We start from the raw sequence: 16,488 nt of genomic DNA, 5'->3' as shown, positions 1-16,488 counted from the left end.
CCCTCACTGGTCGAAGCCGACCTTGTCGACCAGCGCGCTGGCCTGCTTGCGGTATTTGGCGATCTCGGTCAGCGGCAGCGGATCGACCTTCAGCTCGCCGATGGTCTGGCCGATGATCGGGTCGAGCGCGACGCCCTTGCGCACCGGGTATTCGTAGTTGGCGTCGGCATAGAGGGCCTGCGCCGGCTCGGACACCAGGAACTCGAGCAGCTTGACCGCGTTGGCGCGCTGCGGCGCGTTCTTCGCCACCGCCGCGCCGCTGATGTTGACGTGCGTGCCGCCGCTCTTGGCGAAGGTGGGGCGCACCACCTTGATGGCATCGCCCCACTTGCGCGCGTCGGTGCCTTCCTTGGCGCTCTTCATCTGGCCCACGTAGTAGGAGTTGGCCAGGCCCACGTCGCAGATGCCGCCGAGGATGTCGCGCGCCACGTCGCGGTCGCCGCCGGTGGCCTTGCGCGCCAGGTTGGCCTTCACGCCGCGCAGCCACTGCTCGGCCTTGGCTTCGCCGTCGTGCGCGATCAGCGAGGCCACCAGCGCGGTGTTGTAGGGATGCTGGCCGGCGCGGATGCAGACCTTGCCCTTCCACTTGGGATTGGCGAGGTCCTCGTAGCGGAAATTGGTGAGCGGCTGCGCCTTGTCGGCGTAGAGCACGCGCGCGCGCATCGAGAGCGCGAACCACTGGCCATCGGCGCCGCGCAGGTTGGCGGGAATCGCCGACTCGAGCGCGGCCGACTTCACGGGCTGCGTGACGCCGCCGTCGACCAGGTCGACCAGGTTGCCGATGTCCACCGTCATCAGCACGTCGGCCGGCGAGCGCGCGCCCTCGGCCTTCACGCGCTCGAGCAGGCCGTCCTTCACGAACACCGTGTTGACCTTGATATTGCTCTGCGCGCTGAAGGCCGCGATCAGCGGCTGGATCAGCGCCGGCTCGCGCGTGGTGTAGAGCGTGAGCTCTTCCGCCGCGTGCGCGGGCAGGGCGGCGAGGGCGAGCCAGGCGCCGGTGGCGCCGATCAGGGCGTGTGCTGCGCGCGCGCCGATGCGTTGGGTCATGAGGGGATCCTCCAGGTCGGTGATGTGTTCTCGGGGCGATGCGGCGGCCGGCCTGCGGCGCCGATGCGAACGATTATCAACAGAGAGGGTGGGCGCGCGTCGTTTGGACTTACAAGCCGCAGGCCTACTCGCCCGGGCCGCCGCGACCCTTCGACGCCTGCAGGGCCTCCAGCACGAAGCGCGTCGGGCCGCCGACGTCGCGATCGCCGACCGCGAGGCCCAACTGCCGCCACAGCGCCGGGCTCAGCGGCCGGATCGCGATGCGCGGATCGGGGGCGCGCCCGTCCGCTTCCTCCGGCAGCAGGGCCGCGCCATAGCCCGCGGCCACCAGCGTGCGGATCGCATCGTTGTAGTTGAGCTCGATGCGCGGCCGGCAATGCACGCCGGCCGCCGAGAACCATTCGGCCGTCTGCCGGTAGAGCCGCGTGGAGGCGTCGTTCATGATCAGCGGCCGCTCGGCCAGCCACTGCGGCGTGAGGCGCTTCGGCGCCTTCCAGGCCGCCGGCAGGAAGGCGAGCACGGCTTCGCGCCGCAGCGGCGTGACATGCACGCCGCGCACCGGCGGCTGCGGCAGTGCCACCACCGCGAGGTCGAGGCTGCCCGCGGCGAGCCGCGCCATGCTGTCGTTGGAGGTCAGCACCTGCACGTTGACCTCGATGCCCGGATGGTCGCGCGCCAGCCGTTCGAGCGCGGGCGGCAGCAGGTGCGCGATCGCGCCCGTCGAGGCGCCCACGCGCACGCGGCCGGTCTGCCCCGCGAGCTGGCGCCGCACGTCCTCCACGGCATCGTCGGCATCGGCCAGCAGCCGGCGGGCGCGCGCGATGAAGCGCTCGCCCAGGGCCGTCGGCTGCGCGGGCCCGCGCCCGCGAACCAGCAGCTGGCCGCCGAGGCGCGATTCGAGTTCCGCGATCTGCACCGTGACGGTGGGGGCCGCCAGGTGCAGCGCGCGCGCCGCATTGGCCAGCGACCCGAGATCGGCGATGGCGACCAGGGTGCGCAGATGGTCGAGGCTCAGTTCCCGCATCGCGCCAATTTATCTTTTTTGAATCCGGAGTTCCATATATTTAGCTGGAGCCATCGAGGCCTCGTCCCTACGATCTCGCTCCATGGACCTCAACCTCTTCATCGACGGCGATCAGGGCACCACCGGCCTCGATCTGCAGAACCGGCTGCGCGGCGGGGAATTCCGCATCCGCACCCTGCCCACCCACCTGCGCAAGGACCCGGCCGCGCGCCGCGCCGCGCTCAACGAGGCCGACATCGCGATCCTGTGCCTGCCCGATGCCGCGGCGCGCGACGCGGTGGCGATGATCGAGAACCCGTCGGTGCGCGTCATCGATGCGAGCTCGGCGCATCGCACCAGCCCCGGCTGGGTCTACGGCTTGCCGGAGCTGGCCGCGGAGCAGGCCGAACGCATCGCCTTGGCATCGCGGGTCACGAATCCCGGCTGCTATCCCACGGCCGCGATCGCGCTGCTGCGGCCGCTGACGGACGCGGGTCTGCTGCCCGCCGACTATCCGCTGGTCATCCACGCCGTCTCGGGCTATTCGGGCCAGGGCAGGGCGGGCGCCGAAGCGCACGAGGCCGGCGCGGGCGCGCATTCATTGACGGTCTACGGGCTGGGGCTCGAACACAAGCACGTGCCGGAGATCGAGGCCTACGCCGGCCTGTCGCAGCGGCCCCTCTTCGTGCCGGCCTATGGCAGCTATCGGCAGGGGATCGTGCTGACGATCGGGCTGCATGCGCGGCTGCTTCCCGCCGGCGTGTCGGGTGCGCGCATCCATGAGTGCCTGGCCGAGCGCTATCTGGACGCGGCGCATGTGCGGGTGCTGCCGCTGTCTACCGATGCACCCTTGACCGAGCTGGATCCGCGGATCCACAACGGCACGAACGACATGAGCCTGGCGGTGGCTTTCAACGAGCGCACGGGGCAGGTCGTGTTGAGCGCGGTGCTCGACAACCTGGGCAAGGGGGCCGCGGGGGCGGCGGTGCAGAACCTGCGGTTGATGGCGGGGGCGCTGGCGCCCGCGCTGTAGGGCCGGCGACCGCCCGGGCCCCGAAGCTCAGCGCCCCGCCGGAATCTCGAACACGAAGCAGGTCGTCGTGGCATGCGCGTACAGCGTGCCATCGGCGCCCACCAGCCGCGCTTCCGCCGTCGCGAGCTGCCGCCCGCAGTGGATCACCTTGCCTTCGGCGCGCACGCGCTGCACCTTGGGCGTGAGGCCCTTCACGTAGTTCACGCCGAGCTCGGCCGTGGTGTAGCTGCGCCCGGGCGGCATCATCGTGTGGACCGAGCAGCCCAGCGCGGAGTCGAGCAGGGTGGCGACCCAGCCGCCGTGGATGGTGCCCAGCGGATTCAGGTGCTGAGGCAGCGGGGTGCCCTGGAAGATCGCGACGCCGGGGCTGACCGAGATGACGGTGAAGTCCAGCGTCTTGGCGATGGCGGCATAGGGGATGTCGCCGCGCAGCATGGCCTGCATGATTTCCAGGCCGGTCTTGCCGCTCACCTGCTCGGGGCGGGCCACGCCGGGGCCCGGGCCGGCTTCGAGCCTCGCGATGATGTCCCGCTCCTCGGCAAGCCAGGTTTCGAGCAGGTTCTGGGATTCGGTCATGCGGTCATTCCTTCGATTGGTTGCATATGCAATAGTTGCAGCTACAATAATATCCCATGGACGCCCCCACCAAGCCCCGCGGCTGCACCAGTTTCAAGGTGCGCCAGCTCTCGCGCCGCCTCTCGCAGCACTACGACGCGGAGGTGTCGCGCAGCGGACTCAAGACCACGCAGTACTCGCTGTTGTCGCATCTGGCGCGGCTCGGTCCCTCGCGCCCGGTCGACCTGGCGGGCGAACTCAAGATGACGCCCTCGACCCTGAGCCGCAACCTGCAGCCGCTGATCGCCGCGGGCTGGATCGCGCAGGGCGCCGGCGCCGATGCGCGCAGCCGCCTGGTGCAGCTCACCGACAGCGGCGAGGCCAAGCGCCGCGAGGCGCAGGCCCACTGGAAGACGGCGCAGCAGAAGCTCAATGCGCTGCTGGGCGTGGAGCGCGTGCTCGCGCTGCATGTGCTGATCGACGAATCGCTCGAGCTGCTCGGCGCGGACGACCAGGCCTGCGATCTGGACTGACGTCCATCCGCACCGGCTTCCCTTTCCTCGCACCTTCCACGCCCGCAGACCCCGCGGTCCAGTCCCCTCTTTTCTCCGATTCCTCCATTCCCATTCCTCCAGAGGTCCCATGTTCGCCACCCAAGTCTCCGCATGGCTGCAGCGCCGCGGCATCCATTACGGATGGATCGTCGCCGCCATCACCTTCCTGACCATGCTGACGATGTCGGCCGCGCTGGGCCTGCCCGGCGCGATGCTGCAGCCGCTCGGCAAGGAGTTCGGCTGGAGCACCGAGCAGATCTCGTCCTCGCTCGCGCTGCGCTTCGCGCTGTTCGGCCTGATGGGTCCGTTCGCCGCGGTGCTGATGGAGCGCTGGGGCCTGCGCGCGGTGATCTGCACCGGCCTCGCGCTGGTCGGCCTGGGCATGGCGCTGGTGACGATGGCCTCGCAGCTGTGGCAGCTGTTCGTGCTGTGGAGCCTGATGCTGGGCCTGGGCACCGGCATGACGGCGCTGGTGCTCGGCGCGGTGGTGGCCAACCGCTGGTTCGTGGCGCGCCGCGGGCTGGTGGTGGGCATGCTCACGGCGAGCTCGGCCACCGGCCAGCTGGCCTTCCTGCCGGTCGCGGCCTGGATGATCGAGCACTGGGGCTGGCGCTCGGCCATCGTGCCGATCGTGGTCGGCAGCCTGCTGATCGGCGTGCTGGCGCTGTGCCTGATGCGCAACCGGCCGTCCGACCTCGGCCTGCGCCCCTTCGGCGAAGCCCCCGATGCGCCGCAGGCGCCGGCCGCGCCCGCCGCGGCGATCAACTTCGCCACGCCGTTCCGCGTGCTCAAGGAGGTCGCGACCAACCGCACCTTCCTGATCCTCGCCGCCACCTTCTTCATCTGCGGCCTGAGCACCAACGGCCTGGTGCAGACCCACTTCATCTCGCTGTGCGGCGACAACGGCATGGGCCCGGTGCCCGCGGCCTCGGTGCTCGCGATGATGGGCGCCTTCGACTTCGTGGGCACGATCCTCTCGGGCTGGCTGTCGGACCGCTACGACAACCGCAAGCTGCTCTTCTGGTACTACGGCCTGCGCGGGCTCTCGCTGTTCTGGCTGCCGCATTCGGAATTCACCATCTACGGCCTCGGCCTGTTCGCGATGTTCTACGGCCTCGACTGGATCGCGACCGTGCCGCCCACGGTCAAGCTCGCGGGCGCCGCCTTCGGACCGGCCAAGGTCGGCATGGTGTTCGGCTGGGTGTTCGCCGCCCACCAGCTCGGCGCCGCCACCGCGGCCTATGGCGCGGGCTTCGCGCGCACGCTGCTGCTGACCTACACGCCCGCGCTCTACGTGGCCGGCGGCGCCTGCCTGCTGGCGGCCGCGATCGTGATGGCGATCCGCCGCCCCACCGCGCCCAAGGGCCATGCCGCGCCCGCCACGGGCGGCGCCGCCGCGGCCCGCGCCTGATCGCCCCACGCCACGGAGTACGAAGGCCATGACCGCTTCCGCCGCCGATCTCGATCCGCGCACCCGCCGCCTGCTCGAGGCGCCCATCGTTCCCACATTGCTGCGGCTCGCGGCGCCCAACGTCCTCGTGATGGTGGCGCAGGCCTCGGTCGGCCTGATCGAGACCTACTTCGTCGGCAAGCTCGGCACCGACGCACTGGCCGGCATGGCGCTGGTGTTCCCGATCGTGATGCTGATGCAGATGACCTCGAGCGGCGCCATGGGCGGCGGCATCTCGTCGGCCATCGCGCGCGCGCTCGGCGCGCGCCGCCGCACCGATGCCGACTCGCTGGTATGGCATGCGATCGTCATCGCGCTGGGCTTCGGCGTGCTGTTCTCGCTCGCGCTGCTTCTCGGTGGGCGCTGGCTCTACGGGATCATGGGCGGCAGCGGCGCGGCGCTCGAGGCGGCCCTGACCTATTCCAACTGGGTGTTCTCGGGCGCGGTGCTGGTGTGGCTGTTCAATTCGCTGTCGGCGATCCTGCGCGGCACCGGCAACATGGCGGTGCCGGCCAACGTCACGGTGGTGGGCGTGGTGTTCCTGATCCCCGCCTCGCCGCTGCTGATCTTCGGCTGGGGCCCGCTGCCGGGCATGGGCATCGCGGGCGGCGCGATGGCGCTGCTGCTGTATTACCTGCTGGGCTCGATCGCGCTGATCGTCTACCTGCGCTCGCCGCGCAGCCTGCTCAAGCCCTCGCTGGCCGCGCTCAAGCTGCGCTGGCCCTTCTTCCGCGACATCCTGCGCGTGGGCCTGGTGGGCACGGTGTCGACCGTGGCCACCAACCTCTCGATCGGCATCGCGACCGCGCTCACCGGTCACTTCGGCCCCGAGGCCCTGGCCGGCTACGGCACGGCCTCGCGGCTCGAGTACCTGCTGGTGCCGCTGGTGTTCGGCCTGGGCGCGCCGCTGGTCGCGATGGTCGGCACCTGCATGGGCGCGGGCCAGCGCGAGCGCGCGCTGCGCGCCACCTGGATCGGCGCCGCGCTGGCCTTCACGCTGGCCGAGACCATCGGCCTGCTGGCCGCGCTGTTCCCGCGGCCGTGGCTGATGCTGTTCGGCCACGACGCCGCGATGCTCGACACCGGCATCCACTACCTGCGCGTGGTCGGTCCGCTCTACGGCTTCTTCGGCGTCGGCCTGGTGCTGTACTTCGCCTCGCAGGGCGCGGGCCGCTTGCTGTGGCCGGTGATCGGCAACCTCGCGCGGCTGGCCGTGGCGGGCATCGGCGGCTGGCTGGCGCTGCGCTGGGGCGCGGGGCTCACGGGCGTGTTCGCCGCGCAGGGCATCGCGCTCGTGGTCTACGGCCTGGTCATCGGTTCGGCGATCGCGGGCGGCGCCTGGTTCGGCCGCGTCGGCTGGCCGCGCACCACCAGCGGGCTGCTGCGGCGCATGGCGCAGGCCTGAAGCATTTTTCTTCGTTCACACCCTCGAAAGCTCTGCCATGAACCTCAAGGATTCCGTCGTCTTCATCACCGGTGCCAACCGCGGCCTGGGGCTCGCCTTCGCGAAGGCCGCGCTCGCGGCCGGCGCGCGCAAGGTCTACGGCGCCGCGCGCGACCCCAGGACCATCACCTTGCCGGGCGTGGTGCCGGTGCCGCTCGACGTGACCCAGCCGGCGCAGATCGAGGCCGCGGTACTCGCGTGCGGCGACGTCTCGGTGCTGGTCAACAACGCGGGCATCTCGCGCGGCTCGAACCTGCTCGGTCCCGACTCGGTGGCGGCCGCGCGTGCCGAGCTCGAAACCAACTTCTTCGGCCCCTGGGCGCTCGCGCGCGCCTTCGCGCCGGTGCTGGCGGCCAACGGTGGCGGCGCCATCGTCAACGTGCTGTCGGCGCTGGCCTGGACCACCTTCCCGAGCGTGGCGACCTACAGCACCACCAAGTCGGCGGCCTGGTCGCTGAGCAACGGCCTGCGCAACGAGCTCGCGGGCCAGGGCACGCAGGTGGTCAGCGTGCACGTGGGCTACATGGACACCGACATGGCCGCGCACGTCGATGCCCCGAAGACTTCGCCCGACGAGGTGGCGCGACTGGCCTACGAGGGCGTGGAGCAGGGCCTGCCCGAGGTGCTGGCCGACGCGATCTCGCGCGGGCTCAAGCAGGGCTTCGCCAGCGACACGCCGCCCTATGCGCAGGTGCCCGCGGCCTGAACGCGGCGGCCATGAAAAAGCCGGGCGCGAGGCCCGGCTTCTTCGTTTCTGGGAACGACCGCGTCAGTAGCGGTACGGATTGTTGGGACGGCGGTCGTAGCGGTTCGGCACGCCATCGCCATCGTTGTCGCGGCGCCCGTAGCGGCGGCCGTCGTAGCGGTCATGGCGGTAGTAGCGGTCGCCGCGGTGGTAGCCCGGGTGGTAGTGGGGCGGCGGCGGGGGCGCGTAGTAGCGGCGGTCGTAGTGGCGATGCGGCGGTGCCGGCGTCACGTAGACCTGGGCCTGGATGAAGGGACCGCTCTGGGCCTGCGCCGGAGCGCTGATCGCCGCCAGCGAGAGAAGGGCCGCGGCGCCGAATGCGTAGGTGAGCTTTTTCATGGCGACTCCAAAGGAGTGGTTGTTGATGGGTGTCATCCTCCCGCGTTCGTGTCAACGCTTTGTAAGGCGCGGGCGAAATCCGATGAAGCGCTGTAACGCCGGGGCGTAGGACTTCGCTCACGGCGACCGGGCGCATTCTGCCCGCGCGAATGCCGCGTCCAGCGCAAGACGTAACGCGCCGCGGCCGCTGCCGCAAGGCAATTGAAAGCACGGGAAACGCCTCGACACAAAGAGGCCGCCGTTGTCGCCGCATGGCGACAGGAAAGGGCGCGAAAAAGCTCAGCCGCGCGGCGCGGGCAGCATGCGCCGCAGCGCCTCGAAGAACAGGTCGGACTGCTCGCGCTCGCCCTGGATCTGCGCCGCCACGCGCGCGGCCAGTTCGCGGTTCACGGGTGCCAGCGGGCGGCCCGTCGACTGCGCGATCACCTGGTGCAGGCAGGCGCGCTCCAGGTAGTAGAGGTCGTCGTAGGCATGGGCGATGGTGGCGCCCGCCACGATCACGCCATGGTTCGCGAGGAAGGCCACGTCCTTGCCGGCCATCGCGCGCGCGATGCGCTCGCCCTCGGCATCGTCGAGCGCCAGGCCGTTGTACTCGCGGTCGACGGCGATGCGGTCCATGTAGCGCATCGCGTTCTGGCTTGCGGTCGGATCGAGCGCGCGGTCCACCGTGATGGTGAGCGCGGTGGCATAGGGCATGTGGCAGTGCAGCACCACCGCATGGCCCGCGATGCGGTGCACCGCGCCGTGGATGAACAGGGCGGTGGGCTCCACGCGGTGGCGGCCCGCGAGCACCTCGCCGTGCACGTCGATCAGCACGATGTCGTCGGCGCCGATCTCGCTCCAGTGCAGGCCGCGCGGGTTGATCAGGTAGCGGTCCTGCCGGCCCGGCAGCATCACGCTGAAGTGGTTGCACACGCCTTCCGACAGCCCGTGGTGGGCGGCGGCGCGCAGCGCGAGCGCGAGGTCTTCGCGCAGTTGGCGCACTTCGGGGCTGGCGTAGTCGGCTTGGGCGGACATCGTGATCCTCTGGTGTTCTGTGGGGTCGTGGAATCAGGCGCGCGTCGTGCCCGTGCAGGCAGCGACGAAACGCTGCGCATCGTCGCGCACGGCCTGCGCGCTCTTGCCGGGCTTGAACAGCGCCGAGCCGATGCCGAAGCCGGAGGCACCGGCCTCGCGCCATTCCGCCATGTTGGTGGGCGTGATGCCGCCCACCGGCATCAGCGGCGTGCCGCGCGGCAGCACGGCCAGCAGCGCCTTCACCACCGCGGGCGAGGCCAGTTCGGCCGGGAACAGCTTGAGCCCGGTGGCGCCCGCGGCGAGCGCGCCGAAGGCCTCGGTCGGCGTCATCACGCCGGGCAGGCACACCAGGCCCAGGCGGGCGGCCTCGCGCACCACGGCGGCATCGAAGTTCGGCGACACGATCAGCTCGCCGCCGGCCGCCTGCACCTCGCGCACCTGTTGCGCATCGAGCACCGTGCCGGCACCGACCAATGCCCGCGGGAAGCGCGCGCGCAGCCGCGCGATGCTGTCGAGCGGCTGCGGCGAATTGAGCGGCACCTCGAGCACCTGGAAGCCCGGCTCGACGATGGCGTCGCCGACGGCATCGGCTTCATGCGGCTCGAGCCCGCGCAGGATGGCCACCAGCGGCAGCGTGCGCAGGGCGGCGTCGAATTTGTCGAAGGGCGTGGTCATGATGGGGTAGCGGAGGAATCGAGGAAGCCGGACAGCGCATGCAGCCCGGCCCAGGTGGCTTCGGCGCCTAGCGAGCGCGTGGCCGTGCCGCTCGCGCGCAGCGCGAGCGCATAGCGCTGGGTGAGGGCGGGCGAGCCGATCAGCACCACCTCGCCCGCGGCCTGCAGCGACTGGGTGCGCAGCTCCTCGCCGATCAGCAGGCCCGAGAGATAGCTCGCGAGCTCGGCGCGCGGCATGCGCTCGAACAGCGCCAGCGTGCGCGCGCCGAAGGCGTTGTGCAGCAGGCCCTGGCCGTTGTCGGCGCGGGTCACGCCCTCGACGAAGGCGGCCTCGTCGAGCGGCGCCGACGCATCGAGCGTGCGCGCGAGGATCGAGTGCTGGCTCAGCAGCGCATAGAACTCGCCGGTCATGAAGGTGCGAAAGCCGGTCACGCGGCCCTTCTTCACCGTGGCCCACTTGTTGTGCGTGCCCGGCAGCACGAACAGGCCCTCGTCGCGGCCCAGCAGCGACAGCGCGCCGAAGATCTGCACCTCCTCGCCGCGCATCACGTCGGGCACGCCGTCGTGCTCGTCGCGCAGGCCCGGCACCATCGCGATGCGCTGGCCGGGAATGGCGTCGATGGCGATGATGCTGCGGCCGACCTCGACGCGGCCCGCGGGACAGGCGCAGTAGGGCGCCTCGACCCAGCCCTGCTTGCTGCCGGCCATGCCCGAGATCAGGCAGCGCGCGCCGCCCTCGCGCATCCAGTCGCCGAACAGCGCCTCGAACACCGCGGGGAAGCCGCCCGCCGGCACCGCGAGGATGCCGCGCGTGTCGCTGCGCTCCTCGCGCACCGTGCCGTCGGCCGCGATCAGCGCGCCGCGCAGCGAGCTCGTGCCCCAGTCGACCGCGACCAATGGACCCGTCATCGCCGCCATCAGTGGTTGTCGCGCGGCACGAAGGCGCCGCGGCGACCGCGCAGGAACGAGAGGTCGGCGCCTTCGTCGGCCTGCAGCACGGTGTCGACGTAGAGCTTCCAGTAGCCCGAATCGAGCGGTGCCTTCGGCGCGACCCAGGCGGCGCGCCGGCGCGCCAGTTCCTCGTCGCTCACGTGCAGGTGCAGCTTGCGGTTCGGCACGTCGAGCTCGACGATGTCGCCGTCCTGCACCAGCGCCAGCGGACCGCCGGCCGCGGCCTCGGGCGCGGTGTGCAGCACCACGGTGCCGTAGGCGGTGCCGCTCATGCGCGCGTCGCTGATGCGGACCATGTCGGTGATGCCCTTGCGCAGCACCTTGGGCGGCAGCGGCATGTTGCCGGCCTCCGCCATGCCGGGGTAGCCCTTGGGGCCGCAGTTCTTGAGCACCATCACGCAGTGCTCGTCGATGTCGAGGCTCTCGTCGTCGATGCGGCGGTGCAGGTCGTCGGCGCTCTCGAACACCACCGCGCGGCCCTTGTGCACCAGCAGTTCGGGCGTGGCCGCGCTGGGCTTGATGATCGCGCCGTTGGGCGCGAGGTTGCCGCGCAGCACGCAGATGCCGGCCTTGTCCTTGAAGGGCTCGGCCTGGGTGCGGATCACCTGCGGGTTGTAGTTCTCGGCGTCCTTCACGTTCTCCCACACGCTGCGTCCGGTGACGGTGAGGATGTCCTTGTGCAGGTGATCGGCGATCTCCTTGATCACCACCGGCAGGCCGCCGGCATAGCAGAAGTCCTCCATCAGGAACTGGCCCGAGGGCTGCAGGTTCAGGATGCAGGGCAGCTCGGAGGCCAGCCGGTCGAAGTCGTCGAGCGTGAGCTCGACGCCGATGCGCCCGGCGATCGCCAGCAGGTGGATCACGAAGTTGGTCGAGCCGCCGATCGCGGCGTTGACCTTGATCGCGTTCTCGATCGCCTGGCGCGTGAGGATCTTCGACATGTTCAGGTCCTCGTGGACCATGCCGACGATGCGCCGGCCCGCCTCGCGCGCGAGCACGTTGCGGCGGCCGTCGACGGCCGGGAAGGCCGCGTTGCCCGGCAGGCCGATGCCCAGCGACTCGACCATGCTGGCCATGGTGCTCGCGGTGCCCATCGTCATGCAGTGGCCGTGGCTGCGGTGCATGCAGCTCTCGGCCTCGAAGAAGTCCTGCAGCTTGAGCGTGCCGGCGCGCACCTGCTCGCTCATCTGCCACACGCCGGTGCCCGAACCGAGCTCCTGGCCGCGCCACTTGCCCGAGAGCATCGGGCCGCCCGACACGCCGATGGTCGGCAGGTCGACGCTGGCCGCGCCCATCATCAGCGCGGGTGTGGTCTTGTCGCAGCCCATGAGCAGCACCACGCCGTCGAGCGGATTGCCGCGGATGCTTTCCTCCACGTCCATGCTCGCGAGGTTGCGATAGAGCATGGCGGTGGGGCGCAGCAGCGTTTCGCCGAGCGACATCACGGGGAACTCGAGCGGGAAGCCGCCGGCCTCGTAGACGCCGATCTTCACCTGCTCCGCGAGCGTGCGGAAGTGCGAGTTGCAGGGCGTGAGTTCGCTGAAGGTGTTGCAGATGCCGATGACCGGCCGGCCGTCGAACTGGTCGTGCGGCACGCCCTTGCCCTTCATCCAGCTTCGGTAGATGAAGCCGTCGCGGTCGTGTCGGCCGAACCACTGCTGGCTGCGCAGCTCTTCGGGATTCTTCTTCTTGGGAGGGGTGCTCATCGAGGGTGTCTCCGGTTGCGGGAAGGCGCCGCGGGGTCAGGGTTTGTCCTGCCGAGCCGCATTTTCAATCATCATATGATAAGCGCGCTGTCCTGGCGGGGCGCTCAGGGTTTCCGAGCGAGCGGGGCGCGCCGGGCGGCCTTGGCCGCGTCGCACAACCAACGGCTTCGCATGATCAAGAACGTCCACGGCAACACGGTCGACCGGATCGGCAGCGACATCGTCGCGGGGCGCTACGCGCCCGGCGCCGCGATCCCGCCCGAGCCGATCCTCTGCGAGGAGCTCGGCGTGAGCCGCACCGTGGTGCGCGAATCCATCAAGTCGCTGATCGCCAAGGGCCTGGTCACCACCGGCCCCAAGGTCGGCACGCGCGTGCAGCCGCCCGACCAGTGGAACTGGTTTGATGCCGATGTCATCGTGTGGCAGACGCAGGCCGGCCTGTCGGTCGAGTTCCTGCGCGACCTGCAGGACCTGCGCCGCGTGGTCGAGCCGGCCGCGGTGGCGCTGGCCGCCTCGCGCGCCACGCCCGAGGACATCGCCGACATGGAGGAGGCCTACGCCGGCATGAAGCAGGCCATCGAGTTCGGCGGCGACTACATCACGCCCGACCTGCGCTTTCACCAGGGGCTGATCCGCTCCAGCCACAACCGCATGCTGGTGCAGATGAGCCGCGCGCTCGGCGCGCTGCTGCGCACCAGCTTCGAGATCTCGACCACGCGCAAGAACGGTCCCGCGAGTTCGTTGCCTTTGCACCGCGCGGTGCTCGACGCCGTGATCGCGCGCAACCCGGCGGGCGCCGAGCGCGCGGTGCTGGTGCTGATCGACGGCGCGCGCGACGACATCGAGATGGTGCTCGCCTCGCGCCGCAGGCTGCCGCGCATCAGCCGGCCGGCGACGCGGCTCAAGGCCGTGCCGCTCTAGCGGGCGGCGCCCCGGGGGCGCCATGAAGAGCGGGTCGGACGAAGAGACGAACAACAACACCGCAGAACAAAAGGAGACAGGAGCAATGAAGAGATTGATCGACGGATTCTTCCGGGTGCTGGAATTCCTCGTGGTCGCCTGCATGGTGGCGATGGTCGTCATGGTGTTCGGCAACGTGGTGCTGCGCTACGGCTTCAACTCGGGCATCACGGTGTCCGAGGAAATGTCGCGCTACTGCTTCATCTGGCTCACCTACATCGGCGCCATGGTCGCGATGCGCGATGGCGCGCACCTGGGCGTCGACACGCTGATCCGCCACCTGCCGCGGCTCGGCAAGAAGCTGTGCTTCGTGCTCAACCAGCTGCTCATGCTGTTCTGCAACGTGCTGTTCTTCATGGGCACCTTCGAGATGCACGAGCTGCAGCGCACCAACGTCTCGCCGGTGGTGGGCATCTCGATGATCTGGGTCTACGGCATCGGCTACGTGGTGTCGGTGGTGATGGGCGTCATCAACCTCCACAAGCTGTGGCGCCTGGCCACCGGCCGCGTCTCCGACGAGGAACTGGTGCAGGTGATGGAGTCGGAGGACGTGGCGCACGAGCCCGCGGCCACCCCGGCTTCGGGCACCGCCGGAGGCGCGCGATGACGGTCACGATCTTCACGGTCTCGCTGCTCGCCGCCATGGCGATCGGCATGCCGATCGCCTATGCGCTGCTGGTGTGCGGCGTCTCGCTCATGGGCTGGCTGGCCTACACCGGCGGCCTGCCGGCCTTCGACAGCCAGATCATCGCGCAGCGCTTCGTCGACGGCGCCGACAACTTCCCGCTGCTGGCCGTGCCCTTCTTCCTGCTGGCCGGCGAGTTCATGACGGCGGGCGGACTGAGCCGGCGCATCGTCGACATGGCGATGGCCTGGGTCGGCCATTTCCGCGGCGGCCTGGGCTACGTGGCGGTGGTGGCCGCGATCATCATGGCCTCGATCTCGGGCTCGGCCGTGGCCGACACGGCGGCGCTCGCCGCGCTGCTGATCCCGATGATGAACCGCGCGGGCTACGACACCAAGCGCTCGGCCGGCCTGATCGCCGCGGGCGGCATCATCGCGCCGGTGATCCCGCCCTCGATCGGCTTCATCGTCTTCGGCGTGGCGGGCAACGTCTCGATCACCAAGCTGTTCCTCGCGGGCATCGTGCCCGGCATCCTGATGGGCGTGGCGATCGGCATCGCGTGGTGGATCGTGGCGCGGCGCGACAAGGTGCAGCCGGCGCCGCGCGTGCCCCTGGGCGAGCGGCTGGCGATCACGGCCAAGGGCAGCCTCGCGCTCGCGCTGCCGGTGGTGATCATCGGCGGCATGAAGTTCGGCATCTTCACGCCGACCGAGGCGGCGGTGGTGGCGGCCGTGTATTCGCTGCTGGTCGGCATGTTCGTCTACCGCGAGCTCAAGCCCTCGATGCTCTACCGCCTCACGCTCGCGGCCGGCAAGACCACCGCGGTCGTGATGTTCCTGGTGGCCGCGGCCATGGTCAGCGCCTGGCTCATCACCGTGGCCGACATCCCGGGCGAGGTCACGAAGATGCTCGAGCCCTTCATGGGCAACAAGACGCTGCTGATGCTGGTGATCATGGTGCTCATCGTGATCGTGGGCACCGCGCTCGACTTCACGCCCACCGTGCTGATCCTCACGCCGGTGCTGATGCCGGTGGTGCTCAAGGCCGGCATCGATCCGGTGTACTTCGGCGTGCTGTTCATCATCAACAACGCCATCGGCCTGATCACGCCGCCCGTGGGCACCGTGCTCAACGTGGTGTGCGGCGTGGCGCGCATCACCATGGACGATGCCTTCAAGGGCGTGATGCCCTTCCTGATCGCGCAGCTCATCGTGCTGTTCGCGATGGTGTTCTTCCCGCAGATCGTCACCGTGCCGCTGTCGTGGTGGCTGGCGCGCTGAGGGCGTTTCGCAGAGTTTCCCGTCCGTTCGTTCATCACCCAAAAAGTAGGAGACACAGACCATGATCCAGCGCAGAACCCTCGTGGCGGCGGCGACCGCCGTGGCCCTGATGGCGGCGGCCCCGGCCTTCGCCCAGTTCGCCGAACGCACCATCAAGTTCACCAACGGCGTGAACGAGGACCACCCGGTGGGCCTGGGCGTGAAGAAGATGCAGGAGGTGCTGGCCGCCAGGACCGGCGGCAAGATGAAGATCGTCGCCTTCTGGGGCGGCGCGGCCGGCGGCGACCTGCCGGCCACGCAGGCGCTGCGCGCGGGCACGCAGGAGATGGTGTGCACCTCGTCCTCGCCGCTGGTGGGCATCGTGAAGGAGCTCGGCGTGTTCGACCTGCCGTTCCTGTTCAACAACGAGAAGGAAGCCGACGCGGTGCTCGACGGCCCGGCCGGCGAGTACTTCAACAAGAAGCTCGAGGCCGCGGGGCTGGTGAACCTGGCCTACTGGGAGAACGGCTTCCGCAACCTCACCAACAGCAAGCGGCCGGTGGCCAAGGTCGAGGACCTCGAGGGCATCAAGGTGCGCGTGATGCAGAACAACATCTTCCTCGACTCGTTCAAGACGCTGGGCACCAACGCCGTGCCGATGGCCTTCGGCGAGATCTTCACCGCGCTCGAGACGCGCACCATCGACGGCCAGGAGAACCCCTTCGTGACCATCGAGACCTCGAAGTTCAGCGAGGTGCAGAAGTACCTGAGCGTGACGCGCCATGCCTACACGCCGTTCCTGGTGCTCTACAGCAAGAAGCTCTGGGACCAGCTCAAGCCCGAGGAGCAGGCGGTGCTGCGCGAGGCCGCGGTCGAGGGCCAGAAGGTGGAGCGCGCCGCCAACCGCGCGCTCAACGAGAAGTCGCTCGCGAGCCTCAAGAAGACGATGACGGTCAACGAGGTCTCGCCGGCCGAGCAGAAGCGCATGCTCGACAAGGTGAAGCCGGTGTACGACAAGAACGTGCCGGCGATCGGCCCCGAGGCCGTCAACGTGGTGATGGATGCGCTGAAGAAGGCGCGCGGGGGCTGAGCCTTCCGCCGGCCGGCGGCGCTCGAGAGCGCG

17 protein-coding genes are annotated in these 16,488 nt (G+C 70.0%); 9 read left to right on the top strand and 8 right to left on the bottom strand.

What is annotated here, in order from left to right:
• Positions 1-3 precede the first annotated feature (3 nt).
• Positions 4-1,050, bottom strand: a complete 1,047-nt coding sequence (locus ACODT0_RS32870; protein ID WP_413762801.1) for a Fe(3+) ABC transporter substrate-binding protein — start codon at positions 1,048-1,050, stop codon at positions 4-6.
• Between the two features lie 124 nt (positions 1,051-1,174).
• Positions 1,175-2,074, bottom strand: coding sequence for a LysR family transcriptional regulator (locus ACODT0_RS32865; RefSeq protein WP_489043178.1), 900 nt, complete (start codon positions 2,072-2,074; stop codon positions 1,175-1,177).
• Between the two features lie 82 nt (positions 2,075-2,156).
• On the opposite strand from ACODT0_RS32865, the gene argC reads away from it, so the two are divergent.
• Positions 2,157-3,086, top strand: a complete 930-nt coding sequence (argC, locus tag ACODT0_RS32860) for an N-acetyl-gamma-glutamyl-phosphate reductase (protein ID WP_489043177.1) — start codon at positions 2,157-2,159, stop codon at positions 3,084-3,086.
• A 27-nt stretch (positions 3,087-3,113) separates the two neighbouring features.
• Here the strand turns inward: argC and ACODT0_RS32855 are convergent, their stop codons facing one another.
• Positions 3,114-3,662, bottom strand: a complete 549-nt coding sequence (locus tag ACODT0_RS32855; RefSeq protein ID WP_057595621.1) for a PaaI family thioesterase — start codon at positions 3,660-3,662, stop codon at positions 3,114-3,116.
• A 56-nt stretch (positions 3,663-3,718) separates the two neighbouring features.
• Between ACODT0_RS32855 and ACODT0_RS32850 the strand changes: the two genes are divergently transcribed.
• The 4 genes from ACODT0_RS32850 (at position 3,719) to ACODT0_RS32835 (ending at position 7,795) form a co-directional block, all read left to right on the top strand.
• Positions 3,719-4,174: a MarR family winged helix-turn-helix transcriptional regulator gene (locus tag ACODT0_RS32850; RefSeq protein ID WP_057595622.1), complete on the top strand. Its 456-nt coding sequence runs from the start codon at positions 3,719-3,721 to the stop codon at positions 4,172-4,174.
• A gap of 109 nt (positions 4,175-4,283) precedes the next feature.
• Positions 4,284-5,606 carry an MFS transporter gene (locus tag ACODT0_RS32845; protein WP_489043175.1) on the top strand — a complete coding sequence of 441 codons (1,323 nt, stop codon included), beginning with the start codon at positions 4,284-4,286 and terminating at the stop codon, positions 5,604-5,606.
• Positions 5,607-5,634: 28 nt separating this feature from the next.
• Positions 5,635-7,050, top strand: a complete 1,416-nt coding sequence (locus ACODT0_RS32840; RefSeq protein WP_489043174.1) for an MATE family efflux transporter — start codon at positions 5,635-5,637, stop codon at positions 7,048-7,050.
• Positions 7,051-7,087: 37 nt separating this feature from the next.
• The gene (locus tag ACODT0_RS32835; RefSeq protein WP_057595625.1) at positions 7,088-7,795 is read left to right on the top strand and encodes an SDR family oxidoreductase; all 708 of its coding nucleotides are present in this window, start codon (positions 7,088-7,090) and stop codon (positions 7,793-7,795) included.
• A 63-nt stretch (positions 7,796-7,858) separates the two neighbouring features.
• On the opposite strand, the gene ACODT0_RS32830 is transcribed toward ACODT0_RS32835, so the two are convergent.
• The 5 genes from ACODT0_RS32830 to ACODT0_RS32810 form a co-directional block, all read right to left on the bottom strand.
• On the bottom strand, positions 7,859-8,173 hold the full coding sequence (locus ACODT0_RS32830; RefSeq protein ID WP_057598231.1) for a hypothetical protein: 315 nt from the start codon (positions 8,171-8,173) through the stop codon (positions 7,859-7,861).
• Positions 8,174-8,452: 279 nt separating this feature from the next.
• Positions 8,453-9,190, bottom strand: a complete 738-nt coding sequence (locus ACODT0_RS32825; protein WP_057595627.1) for an aldolase — start codon at positions 9,188-9,190, stop codon at positions 8,453-8,455.
• 33 nt (positions 9,191-9,223) lie between these two features.
• The gene (locus ACODT0_RS32820; RefSeq protein ID WP_489043173.1) at positions 9,224-9,865 is read right to left on the bottom strand and encodes a 2-dehydro-3-deoxy-6-phosphogalactonate aldolase; all 642 of its coding nucleotides are present in this window, start codon (positions 9,863-9,865) and stop codon (positions 9,224-9,226) included.
• On the bottom strand, positions 9,862-10,773 hold the full coding sequence (locus tag ACODT0_RS32815; protein ID WP_489043172.1) for a 2-dehydro-3-deoxygalactonokinase: 912 nt from the start codon (positions 10,771-10,773) through the stop codon (positions 9,862-9,864). The genes ACODT0_RS32820 and ACODT0_RS32815 overlap by 4 nt, the downstream gene beginning before the upstream one ends.
• A gap of 8 nt (positions 10,774-10,781) precedes the next feature.
• Positions 10,782-12,521: an IlvD/Edd family dehydratase gene (locus tag ACODT0_RS32810; RefSeq protein ID WP_057595629.1), complete on the bottom strand. Its 1,740-nt coding sequence runs from the start codon at positions 12,519-12,521 to the stop codon at positions 10,782-10,784.
• A gap of 171 nt (positions 12,522-12,692) precedes the next feature.
• Between ACODT0_RS32810 and ACODT0_RS32805 the strand changes: the two genes are divergently transcribed.
• From ACODT0_RS32805 to ACODT0_RS32790, 4 genes are all read left to right on the top strand, one after another.
• Positions 12,693-13,442: a FadR/GntR family transcriptional regulator gene (locus ACODT0_RS32805; RefSeq protein ID WP_057595630.1), complete on the top strand. Its 750-nt coding sequence runs from the start codon at positions 12,693-12,695 to the stop codon at positions 13,440-13,442.
• 85 nt (positions 13,443-13,527) lie between these two features.
• Positions 13,528-14,088 (top strand): TRAP transporter small permease, encoded by a 561-nt coding sequence (locus ACODT0_RS32800; protein WP_057595631.1) that lies wholly within the window; start codon positions 13,528-13,530, stop codon positions 14,086-14,088.
• On the top strand, positions 14,085-15,386 hold the full coding sequence (locus ACODT0_RS32795; RefSeq protein ID WP_057595632.1) for a TRAP transporter large permease: 1,302 nt from the start codon (positions 14,085-14,087) through the stop codon (positions 15,384-15,386). The genes ACODT0_RS32800 and ACODT0_RS32795 overlap by 4 nt, the downstream gene beginning before the upstream one ends.
• 61 nt (positions 15,387-15,447) lie before the next feature.
• On the top strand, positions 15,448-16,455 hold the full coding sequence (locus tag ACODT0_RS32790) for a TRAP transporter substrate-binding protein (protein WP_422096391.1): 1,008 nt from the start codon (positions 15,448-15,450) through the stop codon (positions 16,453-16,455).
• Positions 16,456-16,488 lie beyond the last annotated feature (33 nt).

It is taken from the genome of Variovorax sp. FG153, from assembly GCF_057809595.1.
The sequence above is the reverse complement of the archived record's forward strand: the minus strand, read 5'-3'. Positions and strand labels throughout refer to the sequence as shown.